The organism is Bradyrhizobium sp. LVM 105 (assembly GCF_003957705.1).
GTDB lineage: Bacteria > Pseudomonadota > Alphaproteobacteria > Rhizobiales > Xanthobacteraceae > Bradyrhizobium > Bradyrhizobium frederickii.
Genome location: NZ_QZMV01000002.1, coordinates 492,889 through 504,672, shown reverse-complemented (window position 1 = coordinate 504,672; position 11,784 = coordinate 492,889). Strand labels below are relative to the sequence as shown.

The window sequence follows — 11,784 nt, the reverse complement described above, 5'->3', positions numbered from 1 at the left end:
CTAACCCTTCGCCGGACGGAAGACGGGAAGGGTGATGTTGTCGTCGAGCGCCTGGAAGGCGACCTCGAGCTTCATGTCGAGCTCGAGCGCTTCGGGGGTCTGCGGGCAGTCGATGATGTTGCTCATCATCCGCGGACCCTCGTCGAGCTCGACCACGGCGATGGCGTAAGGCGGCGTGAAGCCGGGCGCGGCGGGCCGGTGGTTGATCACGTAGCTGTAGAGGAAGCCCTTGCCGCTCGCCTTGAAGATGCTGACCTTGCGCGAGGCGCAGGACGGGCAGAACGGCCGCGGCGGGAAGTAGACATGCGCGCAGGCGTCGCAGCGCTGCAGGCGCAATTCGCCGGCTTTGGTGCCGTCCCAGAAATGCTGGGTCTCCGGCGTCGGTTTCGGTCGCGCGCGCTGCGGTTCGGCCATGTTGGCGGCTCCTCCAGGAGACAGGCTTGGCGCCCGCCTGTTTCGATCTTGATGCGACAATCGGCTATCGTGCGTCAACGGTCCAGCAATACGCATGCATGCCATCATGCGCACAGTGCTTGTGTCGAGCTGAGCCAGCGCTATAGATTGCGCGCGCAAATATTCCGTGAGACAGACATGCCCGATTTTCCGACACTGGCGAAGCTCGCCGAGGACCTCGAAAGCGGCCGCACCACCGCCCGCAAGCTGGTCGAGGCGTGCATCGCCAGGATCGCCGATCCCTCAGGCGAGGGCCAGCGCACCTTCCTCCATGTCGACAAGGACGCCGCGCTCGCGGCCGCGGACGCGATGGACGGCTTGCGCAAGGTGAAGGCCGCGCCGTCGCGCTATGCCGGCATCCCGGTCTCGATCAAGGATCTGTTCGACATCAAGGGCCAGGTGACGCGCGCCGGCTCCCGCGCTCTCGACGATTCCCCGCCGGCCGAGCAGGACGCGGCAACGGTGGCGCGGCTGCGCAAGGCCGGCTTCGTCGTGATCGGCCGCACCAACATGACCGAGTTCGCCTATTCCGGCATCGGCATCAACCCGCATTACGGTACGCCGAAGGGGGGCTGGAACCGGGCCGAGGGGCACGTGCCCGGCGGCTCCTCCTCGGGCGCGGCGGTGTCCGTGCTCGACGGCATGGCGCATGGCGCGCTCGGCACCGACACCGGCGGCTCATGCCGGATTCCGGCGGCCTATAACGGCATCGTCGGCTACAAGCCGACGCAGCGGCGCGTACCGCTCGACGGGTCGGTGCCGCTGTCGTTCTCGCTCGACAGCATCGGGCCGTTGGCGCGATCGGTCAGCTGCTGTGCCATTCTCGATGCCGTGCTCGCAAACGAGCCGATCGCCGCGCTGAAGCCGCGTCCCGTGAAGGGCATGCGGCTCGCGGTACCCACCACGATCGCGCTCGACGACCTCGACGCAGCGGTGGCCGAGACCTTCGAGCGCGCGCTCAAGTCGCTGGCCGATCACGGCGCCATCATCGAGCGCATCGAGATGGCCGAATTCCACGAGATCGGGCCGATGAACGCCAAGGGCGGCTTTGCCGCGTCCGAGAGCTATGCCTGGCATCGCTATCTCATCACCGCCAAGGGCGACGTCTACGATCCCCGCGTCTCCGTGCGGATCATGCGCGGCGAGGCGCAGAGCGCGGCCGACTACATCGATCTCCTCAACGAGCGTCGCTCGCTGATTGCCCGCGTCAATGCGCGCCTCGCGCCCTATGACGCGCTGGTGCTGCCGACCACTGCGAACACGCCGCCGAAGATCGCCGATCTCGCCGACGACAAGGCCTTCACCACGCAGAACCTGCGCGCGCTGCGCAACTGCACCCTGATCAACATGATCGACGGCTGCGCCATCTCGATCCCTGCGCATCGCCAGGGCGACGTTCCGGTCGGCCTGATGCTGGCGGGCGCGGGCGGGTCGGACCGCCGTATCTTTGAACTTGCTGCCGGCATGGAGGCCGTTATTCGTGTTTGACCTCACTTTCACCGTCGACGCCCGGGGGACCACCACGCCGTTGACGCTGGCGATCGACCAGATGGTCATCGCCGGCTGGACCGGCCGCGATCCCGTCGCGCGCGACAAGCACATCAAAGAGCTGCAGGAGATGGGCATCGCCCCGCCGGCGTCGACCCCGATCTACTACCGCGCCTCGGCGCGGCGGCTGACCCAGGAAGACAGCATCGAATGCACTGGCGGCGATTCCAGCGGCGAGGTCGAGTTCGTGCTGATCGGCTGGCAGGGCCGCATCTTCGTCGGTTGCGGCTCCGACCACACCGACCGCAAGGTCGAGGCCTACAACGTCACGGTGTCGAAGCAGATGTGCGACAAGCCGATCGCCTCCACGCTGTGGGAGCTGGAGGACGTCATCGGCCATTGGGACAAGATGATCCTGCGCTCCTATGCCACCATCAAGGGCGAGCGCGTGCTCTACCAGGAGGGCACGCTGGACGCGATGCTGCCGGTCACCGAGCTCATCGCGCGCGGCTTTGATGGCGGCAGGTTCCCCGACGGCTGCGCCATGTTCGGCGGCACCTTCGCCGCCAAAGGCGGCATCCGCCCCGCCGAGCGCTTCGACTTCGAGCTGGAGGACCCCGTGCTGAAGCGCACGATCAGGCACGGCTACGACGTGGTGACGCTGCCGGTGAGGGGATAGCTCGGTTTTGGGGCGGTGGAGGATAGTTGGTTCATAAGCGACGGTTCCGTAGGGTGGGCGAAGCGGAGCGTGCCCACGTCTTGCGAAGACGTGGGCACGGCGCAAGAGCGCCTTTGCCCACCCTGCGAAACTGCGTTGCTGGCTCAACTCTCTCCACGTCATTGCGAGGAGCCCGTGCGACGAAGCAATCCAGTCTGATTCCACGGTGGCACTCTGGATTGCTTCGCTACGCTCGCAATGACAGGGAGATAGTCATCGGAAATCGGGTGGCGGGGTGAACGTCGAGCTGCAAAGGTGATTGTTATGACAATGACCGCACGCAAATCGCCCCAAGCGCCGTTCGCCGACCTCGCATCTCATGTCGATGCCCTCGACTGGCCGCAGATCACCGCCGAGCTCGACTCCCAGGGCTGCGCCGTCCTGAGGAGCCTGCTCACGCCCGATCAATGCCGCGCCGTGGCCGCGCTCTATCCCGATGACGCGCACTTCCGCAGCCGCATCGTCATGGGCCGTCACGGCTTCGGCCGCGGCGAGTACAAATATTTCGCCTATCCGCTGCCCGACCTGATCGCGCAATTGCGGCCGGCGCTGTACGCACATCTTAAGCCCGTGGCCAATCGCTGGAACGAGGCGATGGCGATCGACATCCGCTATCCCGACAGCCATGCCTCATTCCTGAAGCGCTGTCACGAGGCGGGGCAGGCGCGGCCGACGCCGCTGCTGCTGCAATATGAGGCCGGCGACTACAATTGCCTGCATCAGGACCTCTACGGCGAGCACGTGTTTCCGATTCAGGTCGCGATCCTGCTCTCCGAGCCGGGCCGCGATTTCACCGGCGGCGAGTTCGTGCTGACCGAGCAGCGCCCGCGCATGCAGTCACGCGCCGAAGTCGTGCCGCTGGCGCAGGGCGATGCGGTCGCCTTCGCCGTGCACCATCGCCCGGTGCAGGGGACACGCGGCATCTATCGCGTTAATCTGCGCCATGGTGTCAGCCGTATCAGGTCCGGCCAGCGCCACACGCTGGGTGTGATCTTTCATGATGCGAAATGAGCGCGGGCATTGACGTCTGATCTGTTCGACAGCATCGCCGAGGCGCAGCCCTCGCGCGAGGAGATCGCCGACGGCGCCGTGCTGCTGCGCGGTTTCGTCACGCCGGTCGAGAGCGAGCTGATCGACGCCGTGCGCGCCATCGTGGCGCAGTCGCCGTTCCGCCGTATGACCACGCCCGGCGGCCACCTGATGTCGGTGGCGATGACCAATTGCGGCGAGCGCGGCTGGATCGCCGATCACACCGGCTACCGCTACGATCCGGTCGATCCGCGCACCGGAGCGCCATGGCCGGCGATGCCGCCCGTGCTGCGCGATCTCGCCCGCCGCGCGGCGGAGCAGGGCGGCTTTCAGGACTTCGCGCCCGATGCCTGCCTCGTCAATCGCTACGAGCCCGGCACGCGGCTGTCGCTGCATCAGGACAAGGACGAGCTGGATTATTCGGCGCCGATCGTCTCGGTCTCGCTCGGCCTGCCCGCGACCTTCCTGTTCGGCGGCATGGCGCGCAGCGACAAGCCGCGGCGTTTCCGCCTGGTGCACGGCGACGTGGTGGTCTGGGGCGGGGCCAGCAGGCTCGCCTATCACGGCGTGGCGCCGCTCGCCGAGGGCGAGCACGCGCTGCTCGGGCGGAGGCGGATCAATCTCACCTTCCGGAAGACACGCTGACGCGTTTGCTCGCGGGCCTGCCTCGTCTAAGCTGGCGGCAGGGGAGGCGGCGTCATGACGAACATCGAGCATTCGGCCGATACGGGAGCAGGCAGGCGGACCGGCCTTTATCTTGCCGCGCTGCAATTCGTGTTCACGCTGGGCTGGACCACCTACGTCGTCTATCTGCCAAAGCTCGCCGCCGAGGTCGGCATCGCGCCATCAGCCGTCATCCTCATCCTGATGCTCGATCAGGCGATCTTCACCATTGCCGACACCGCAATGGGCCTCGCCGCTGACAAGCTCGCGCCTTATGTCGGCAGGCTCGGCCTGTTCGTCGGGCTCGTGACCGCGATCTCCTGCGCGGCGTTCGTGGCGTTGCCCTTCGTCGCCGGAGCCGGTGCGGCCGCGCAAGTCTGGTTCATTGCACTGATCGTGGTCTGGTCGGTCACCTCCTCCGCGCTGCGCGCGCCGCCGCTGACTTTGCTCGGCAAATACCGCGCCAAGCCGCAGGTGCCGTTCCTCGCGGCGCTGGCGATGCTCGGCTACGGCGTCGCCGGCGCGGTCTCGCCCTATCTCGGCGTCGTGCTGCGCGAGCACGATGCGCGGCTGCCGTTCGTGATCTCGAGCGTGGTGCTGCTGTTGACGGCGCTCGGCCTGTCCCGCATCGAGCATGACGTGGCGCGCGATGTCGCGCCGCCGAAGCCAGACGAGGCGGCAAAGCCGCTCGGCCTCGTTCCGATCGCGTTCATCGTCGCGATGGTCGCGCTCGCCCTCGGCTACCAGCTGCACTTCGCCGTGAACAGCGCGCCGTCCTACTTGCGGTTCGCCGCCCCCGGTGAATTGCAATGGCTGATGCCGGTGTTCTGGATCGGCTTCAACATTGCGATGTTCCCGGCGAGCCTCGTCGTCAAGCATCGCGGCGGCCTGATCGTGATGGGCGCCGCCGGATTGCTCGGCGCGGTCGCGATCGCGGCGGCCGAGTTCGCCGGCAGCCTCAACACGCTGATCGCGGCGCAATTTCTCGCCGGCGCCGCCTGGGGCTGCATGCTCATGAGCGCGATCTCGGCTGCGCTCGCGATCGGCTCGACCGGCGCGGAAGGAAAGGTCACGGGGCTGGTCTTCTCCGCCCTCGCGCTCGGCACGTTTGCGCGCATGGCGGCCGTCGCCGGCGGTCTGCAGAAGATGCCGGAATATGCTCCGTTACTGCACTGGACGCCGGTCGCCTGCTGGTCGGTCGCGGGCGCCGGCCTCCTGGTGATCGCCGCGGCGCGACTGCAGGGCCCGTCCGGTCTCAAGGCTTCGGCGGGTGGATGAACGCCCACGGGCTGACTTCCGAATCGCGCGGCACTTCCACCGAGATCAGATACGGTCCGCTGTGGCTCAGTGCCTTCTCCAGCACGGCCTTGAACTGGTCCGGCGCGGTGACGCGCGCCGCTGCCACGCCAAATGACTCAGCGAGCTTGACGAAATCCGGATTGACGAGATCGGACGCCACCACGCGGCCGTCGAAACGCTCGCGCTGGTCGCGGCGGACATTGCCGTAGGCATTGTTGTTGAACACCAGCGTCACCACGGAGATGTTGAACTGCACGGCGGTGGCAAGCTCCTGCACGCCGAACATGAAGCCACCGTCGCCGGTGATCGCCACCACGGGCTTGTCCGGGTTCGCCACCTTGGCCCCGAGCGCGGTGGGAAAGCCCGAGCCGAGCGTGCCCTGGTAGCCAGAGGTGATGAAGGTGCGCGGCTGGTAGACCGGAAAACCGTACCAGGAGGCGAAACCGACCTGAGACAATTCGTCGGTCACGATCGCGTTCGCCGGCAGTACCTCGCGCAGGATGTTGAGATACGCCATCTGCGGCTGGATGCGCTGGATCTCCGCTTGCGCGGTCGCGGTGGCCTCGCGGATGTCCTCCCGCCGGCCGCGGGTCCGCGCATAGCCGGCCTTTTTCACCGCCGTGACGAGATCTGCCGTTCCGGCTTTGGCATCGGCGACGATGGCGGCATCGACCACGACCCGGCGCATCTCGGTTGGGTCGATGTCGATCCGAACGGATTTCAGCCCCTTCGGCTGATAGGGCCAACGGAAGCCCGATGCCGGCAGCTCGGCGCGGGTGCCGATTGCGATCATCAGATCGGTTGCCGGCCAAAGCTTGTAGGCCGCGGCCATGGTCAGGCCAAGCTCGTGCGCGTTGGAGACGATGCCGCGCCCGCTGCGGAAGGCGACGACGGGCGCATCGATCATCTCGGCGAGTTCGAGGATCTCCTCGCCGGCCTCGATCGCGCCGCTGCCGACGAAGATCATCGGCGCCTTGCTGGCCTTGATCAGCGCGGCCGCCTGCTTCACCAGATCAGGGTCGGGTTGCGGGGCGGGCAGGGGCTCCAGCACCCGCGCAGGGCCGGTGTCGGCGCGTTGGGTGAAGACGTCCCAGGGCATCTCGACCGAGGCCGGACCGCGCCGTCCCGACATCATCTCCTGGAACGCGCGCGCCACGACCGTCGGCGCGTTGCCGGGATATTCGATGCGGTCGGCCCATTTCACATAGGTGCGCAGGGTCGCGAGCTGATCCGGCATCTCGTGCAGATGGCCACGGCCCTTGCCCAGAAACTGCGTCGGCACCTGGCCGGTGACGCACAGCACCGGCTCGTTGCAGCCGAACGCGGTCAGCAGCGCCGCGCTGGCGTTGAGCACGCCGGGGCCGGGCACCACGCTGAACACGCCGGGCCTGCCGCTGGAGCGCGCATAGCCGAACGCCATGTAGCCGCAGGCCTGCTCGTGCCGAGCGCCGATCACCTTGAGCTGGGCCTGGTGGAAGGCGTCGAACAGGCCGTAGACCTGCGCGCCGGGCAGGCCGAACACGGTATCGACGCCGTGGGCGACCAGGCCGCTTACGATTGCTTCGCCGCCGCTGAGGGTGGTCATTGCGCTCATCCACTTCAATTGAGGTTCAGGAATCCTCGATGCCGCCATTTTGGCAGAACTCGCCCGCGGCTTCGAACAACATCAGCCCGCTTGGGCTTCCGCCTTCAGGGCGTCGTGGATGTTGTTCCGCTTCCAGCTGGTGTCCTTGTCGTTGATCTGGATGTCGAACGACAGCGCGAACTTGCTCGCGGCAAAGACCGGATCGAGATGGCGGGAGAGCGCCTGGAAAACCTGCTCGCCGGCCTGTTGCCGCGTCTTGAGGTCGCGGCCCTCGCCGATGCGCAGCACCATGTCGAGAAAGGCGTAGTCCTGCCTGTTGTCGGCGACCGCATAATGCTCGCAACGGATGGCGCGCACGCGGATGCCGCCGAGTGGGAAGATGCCGGTCTCGCTGGCTGCCTTGCGCACCACCTCACACACCTGCTTCATATCGAGCCGGCCGTCGAGATTGGCCGAATATTCGATCGTGAAATGCGGCATCGCGGTTCACTCCCTCGTTATGCCCTCAAGCGAAGTAGCAACTGACCGAGCCGTAGGCGCCATAGTCGGCCTGAATTGTGTCGCCCTTGCGGGTCTCGATCGGACGGATGAAAGACCCCGCAAGCACGACCTGGCCCGGTTCGAGCGCCAGCCCAAGCGGCGCGATCTTGTTGGCGAGCCAGGCGACCGCGGTCGCGGGATGATTGAGCACGCCGGCGGCGAGGCCGGTTTCCTCGAGCTGACCGTTCTTGAAGCACAGCGCGCCGATCCAGCGCAGGTCTGCCTCGAGCGGGCGGATCGGTCGTCCCCCGAGCACGATGCCGGCATTCGCCGCGTTGTCGGCAATGGTGTCGAAAATCTTTCGCGTCGCTTTCGTCTTGGGATCGACGCGCTCGATCCGCGTGTCCAGGATTTCCAGCGCCGGCACGACGAAGTCGGTGGCGTTGAGCACGTCGAACAGCGTGCAGTCCGGGCCTGAGAGCCGTCTGCTCATGACGAAGGCTAGCTCGGCTTCGACCCGCGTCGCGATGAAGCGCCCGGTCGGAATGATCCCGCCGTCGGCAAAGAACATGTCGTCGAGCAGCACGCCGGAATCCGGTTCGTCGATATTGAGCGCGCTCTGCATCGCCTTCGAGGTCAGGCCGATCTTGTGGCCCCGGACGATGCGCCCCTCCGCGATCTTGATATCGACCCAGGCCTTCTGAATCGCGTAGGCGTCGGCGATGGTGATATCAGGGAAATCCTGTGAGAGCTGCCGGATCTGCGAGCGGGTCCTTTCCGCCTGGTGCAGACGCCTCGCGCAAGCTTGGATATCGTCGTCGGAAAGCGCCATTTGCCATCTTACGAATTGGGGTGCGGAAAGATGCTTAACATGTTAAATGAATGCGTCAAACCCCGTTCCGGTTTGCTGCACCGCAAACTTGCCGCGGTTTGAAAGGGCGCCATGGTGAAAAAGCCGGCTGATCCAGCCAACGGGAGCGCGCCCGCCGCACGGCAGGTGCCGATGCGCGATTTCTCGCGCTCGCTGCCGATGTCGCTGCTGCGGGCCCGCGAGGCGGTGATGCGGCAGTTCCGTCCCTCGCTGCGCCAGCACGGCTTGACCGAGCAGCAATGGCGTATCCTGCGCGCGCTGGCGGCGATCGAGGCGGTGGAGGTCACGGAACTCGCGCGCACGGCGTTCCTGCTCGGACCGAGCCTGTCGCGCATCCTGCGCGATCTCGAAGCGCGCAATCTGATCGAGCGCAAGACGGCGAAAGCGGACCAGCGCCGCAGCATGGTCTCGATCTCGAAAGAAGGGGTGAAGCTGATGGCTGCCGTGGCGCCGAATTCGGAGGCGATCTATGCCGAGATCACGCGACGCTTTGGCGCGCACAAGCTGGCCGAATTGCAGGAGATGCTGGGCGAGCTCGAACACAGTCTCGCCGGGCTCGGAAGCGCGGATGATACCCTCGCGGAGGGATGACCCCAGATATGCGTGCGTGCACGGCGAGAGCCATGGACATTCACGCTTTTTTTCGCTCAAAGTGCGGCCCAACTCGATCCGCGGCCAGTGAGCGCAACAGGGAAGGAAAGGCAACGTGGCGAACAAAGTCAAAGAGATCTGGAAGTCGGGCAAGGCCGTGGTCAACGCGTGGCTTGCGATTCCCTCCGGCTTCTCGGCCGAGATGATCGCGCAATGCGGCTTCGACAGCGTCACCGTCGACATGCAGCATGGCGTGCAGGATTATCTGTCGATGGTGCAGTGCTTCCAGGCGATGGACAAGCATCCGATCACGCCGATGGTCCGCGTGCCCTGGAACGAGCCCGGCATCATCGGCAAGGTGCTCGACGGCGGCGCCTACGGCGTGATCTGCCCGATGGTCAATACGCCGCAGGAAGCCAGAAACCTCGTCTCCTATTCCAAATATCCGCCGAAGGGCGTGCGCTCCAACGGCCCGATCCGCGCCGGCATGTACGGCACCGCGGGCTCCTACCAGAAGACGGCCAACGACGAGATCGTGCTGCTGCCGATGATGGAGACCCGGACCGCGGTCGAGAACATGGAAGCGATCCTCGATGTCGAGGGCATCGACGGCGTCTATATCGGCCCGTCCGATCTCGGCTTCTCCTACGGCCTCGAGCCCAAGCTCGACCGCAGCGAGCCCGAGATCCTCGCGATCTACGAGAAGATCATCAAGGAGTGCGGCAAGCGCGGCCTCAACCCCGGCATCCATTGCAGCGGCGCCGAAGGCGCAGCGCGCGCCATCAACATGGGCTTCAAGCTGGTGACGCTGTCGAACGAGGTCGGCCTGATGACGACCTACGCCAAGATGCAGGTCAATGCGACCCGCAAGGATTCCGGCGGCAAGGCCTGAGCTCTGGGCGAATGGCGAATAGGGAGTGGCGAATGGCGCCGCTCCCGTTTCCATTCGCTACTCACCATTCGCTATTCGCCTCCGAAGGAGACCGCCATGACCATCAGCCCCGTCATCCGCCTGCATCCCGATGATGGCGTGGTGATCGCGCGTGCCAGCCTGCCGCCGGGAACGGTGGTGGCCGACGGCGTGACCACGGTCGAGCGCATTCCCTCCGGCCACAAGGTCGCGATCAAGCCGATCGCAACGGGCGAGCCGGTCAAGCGCTACGGCCAGATCATCGGCTTCGCCACGCAAGCCATCGCGCCGGGCCAGCACGTTCACGTGCAGAATTGCGGCATGGGCGATTTCTCCAAGGACTACGCCTATTGCGTCGACGTCAAGCCGACGCCGAATTTCGATCTGCCGGCGACGTTCGAAGGCATCCGCCGCCCGGACGGCCGTGTCGCCACGCGCAATTATATCGGCATCCTCACCTCGGTGAACTGCAGCGCGCATGTCGCAAGCCTCGTCGCCGACGTCTTCAAGAAGAATCCCTTCACCGGCGACAATCCGCTCGCCGATTTCCCCAATGTCGACGGCGTGGTGGCGCTGACCCACAAGACCGGCTGCGGCATGACGCAGAACGAGCCGCTCGCGCTGCTTCGCCGCACGCTCGGCGGCTATGCGCGGCACGTCAATTTCTCTCACGTCATCGTGCTCGGCCTCGGCTGCGAGGTGAACCAGATCGGCGGCCTGATGGAAGAGCAGAAGCTCGCCGGCCGCTTGCGCGCGATGGACATCCAGGAGGTCGGCGGCACCCGCAAGACCGTCGAAGCCGGCATCGCCTTCGTGCGCGAGGCGCTGACTGATGCCAACAAGGTCAAGCGCGAAACCGTGCCGGCGAGCGAGCTCACTGTGGCCCTGCAATGCGGCGGCTCGGACGGCTATTCCGGCGTGTCCGCCAATCCGGCGCTCGGCGTCGCCAGCGATCTCATCGTCCGCCATGGCGGCACGGTGATCCTGTCGGAGACGCCGGAGACCTACGGCGCCGAGCATCTGCTGACGCGCCGCGCCGTCAGCCGCGAGGTCGGCGAGAAGCTGGTCGACCTCATGCGCTGGTGGGACGAATACACGACGCGCGAAGGCGCCGAGATGAACGCCAATCCGAGCCCCGGCAACAAGGCCGGCGGGCTCACCACCATCCTGGAGAAGTCGCTCGGCGCGATGGCCAAGGCCGGCACCACCAACCTCGTCGAGGTGCTGCGCTACGCCGAGCCTGTCACCAAGAAGGGTTTCGTGTTCATGGACACGCCCGGCTACGATCCGGTCGCCGCCACCGGCCAGGTCGCCGGCGGCGCCAATCTGGTCTGCTTCACCACGGGCCGCGGCAGCGTGTTCGGCTGCAAGCCGGCGCCCTCGATCAAGCTCGCCACCAACACGCCCATGTACAAGCGCATGGAAGAGGACATGGACGTCAATTGCGGCACCATCCTCGAAGGCGAGGAGAGCGTCGAGCAATGCGGCCAGCGCATTTTCGATCTCGTCCTCAAGACGGCGTCGGGACAGCCGACCAAGAGCGAGAGCTTCGATTTCGGCGGCGCCGAGTTCGCGCCCTGGGTGCTTGGCGCGACGATGTAATCGCGCCAGGCGCGCCGCGCCGCGCCGACGCAATCAGAGGACGCAGGCAGACGTTCGCGACGGCTTCGGCATCGCGTGTGATCGTCGGTGATGCA

At 66.2% G+C, this 11,784-nt stretch carries 12 protein-coding genes; 8 read left to right on the top strand and 4 right to left on the bottom strand.

Annotation, left to right across the window (positions count from 1 at the left end):
* Complete coding sequence (locus D6B98_RS07650; protein ID WP_126256394.1) at positions 1-414, bottom strand: Zn-ribbon domain-containing OB-fold protein; 414 nt, start codon at positions 412-414, stop codon at positions 1-3.
* A 177-nt stretch (positions 415-591) separates the two neighbouring features.
* Between D6B98_RS07650 and D6B98_RS07645 the strand changes: the two genes are divergently transcribed.
* From D6B98_RS07645 to D6B98_RS07625, 5 genes are all read left to right on the top strand, one after another.
* The gene (locus D6B98_RS07645) at positions 592-1,941 is read left to right on the top strand and encodes an amidase (protein WP_126256393.1); all 1,350 of its coding nucleotides are present in this window, start codon (positions 592-594) and stop codon (positions 1,939-1,941) included.
* Positions 1,934-2,620, top strand: a complete 687-nt coding sequence (locus tag D6B98_RS07640) for a DUF2848 domain-containing protein (RefSeq protein WP_126256392.1) — start codon at positions 1,934-1,936, stop codon at positions 2,618-2,620. The genes D6B98_RS07645 and D6B98_RS07640 overlap by 8 nt, the downstream gene beginning before the upstream one ends.
* A 303-nt stretch (positions 2,621-2,923) precedes the next feature.
* Positions 2,924-3,670 carry a 2OG-Fe(II) oxygenase gene (locus D6B98_RS07635; RefSeq protein WP_126256391.1) on the top strand — a complete coding sequence of 249 codons (747 nt, stop codon included), beginning with the start codon at positions 2,924-2,926 and terminating at the stop codon, positions 3,668-3,670.
* A 9-nt stretch (positions 3,671-3,679) separates the two neighbouring features.
* The gene (gene alkB / locus D6B98_RS07630) at positions 3,680-4,333 is read left to right on the top strand and encodes a DNA oxidative demethylase AlkB (RefSeq protein ID WP_126256390.1); all 654 of its coding nucleotides are present in this window, start codon (positions 3,680-3,682) and stop codon (positions 4,331-4,333) included.
* Between the two features lie 54 nt (positions 4,334-4,387).
* Positions 4,388-5,629 carry an MFS transporter gene (locus D6B98_RS07625; protein ID WP_126256389.1) on the top strand — a complete coding sequence of 414 codons (1,242 nt, stop codon included), beginning with the start codon at positions 4,388-4,390 and terminating at the stop codon, positions 5,627-5,629.
* Here D6B98_RS07625 and D6B98_RS07620 read toward each other — a convergent pair.
* The 3 genes from D6B98_RS07620 to hpaH form a co-directional block, all read right to left on the bottom strand.
* Positions 5,607-7,235: a thiamine pyrophosphate-dependent enzyme gene (locus D6B98_RS07620; RefSeq protein ID WP_126256388.1), complete on the bottom strand. Its 1,629-nt coding sequence runs from the start codon at positions 7,233-7,235 to the stop codon at positions 5,607-5,609. The two genes, D6B98_RS07625 and D6B98_RS07620, sit on opposite strands and share 23 nt — an antisense overlap.
* A gap of 81 nt (positions 7,236-7,316) precedes the next feature.
* Complete coding sequence (locus D6B98_RS07615) at positions 7,317-7,715, bottom strand: 5-carboxymethyl-2-hydroxymuconate Delta-isomerase (RefSeq protein ID WP_126256387.1); 399 nt, start codon at positions 7,713-7,715, stop codon at positions 7,317-7,319.
* Between the two features lie 25 nt (positions 7,716-7,740).
* Positions 7,741-8,547: a 2-oxo-hept-4-ene-1,7-dioate hydratase gene (gene hpaH, locus D6B98_RS07610; protein ID WP_126256386.1), complete on the bottom strand. Its 807-nt coding sequence runs from the start codon at positions 8,545-8,547 to the stop codon at positions 7,741-7,743.
* A gap of 111 nt (positions 8,548-8,658) precedes the next feature.
* Between hpaH and hpaR the strand changes: the two genes are divergently transcribed.
* From hpaR to D6B98_RS07595, 3 genes are all read left to right on the top strand, one after another.
* A complete protein-coding gene (gene hpaR / locus D6B98_RS07605; RefSeq protein ID WP_126256385.1) occupies positions 8,659-9,177 on the top strand; it encodes a homoprotocatechuate degradation operon regulator HpaR in 519 nt (172 codons plus the stop codon).
* A gap of 115 nt (positions 9,178-9,292) precedes the next feature.
* A complete protein-coding gene (locus D6B98_RS07600; protein WP_061020197.1) occupies positions 9,293-10,069 on the top strand; it encodes an HpcH/HpaI aldolase family protein in 777 nt (258 codons plus the stop codon).
* 96 nt (positions 10,070-10,165) lie between these two features.
* Positions 10,166-11,689 (top strand): UxaA family hydrolase, encoded by a 1,524-nt coding sequence (locus D6B98_RS07595; protein ID WP_126256384.1) that lies wholly within the window; start codon positions 10,166-10,168, stop codon positions 11,687-11,689.
* The last annotated feature ends 95 nt before the right edge of the window (positions 11,690-11,784 follow it).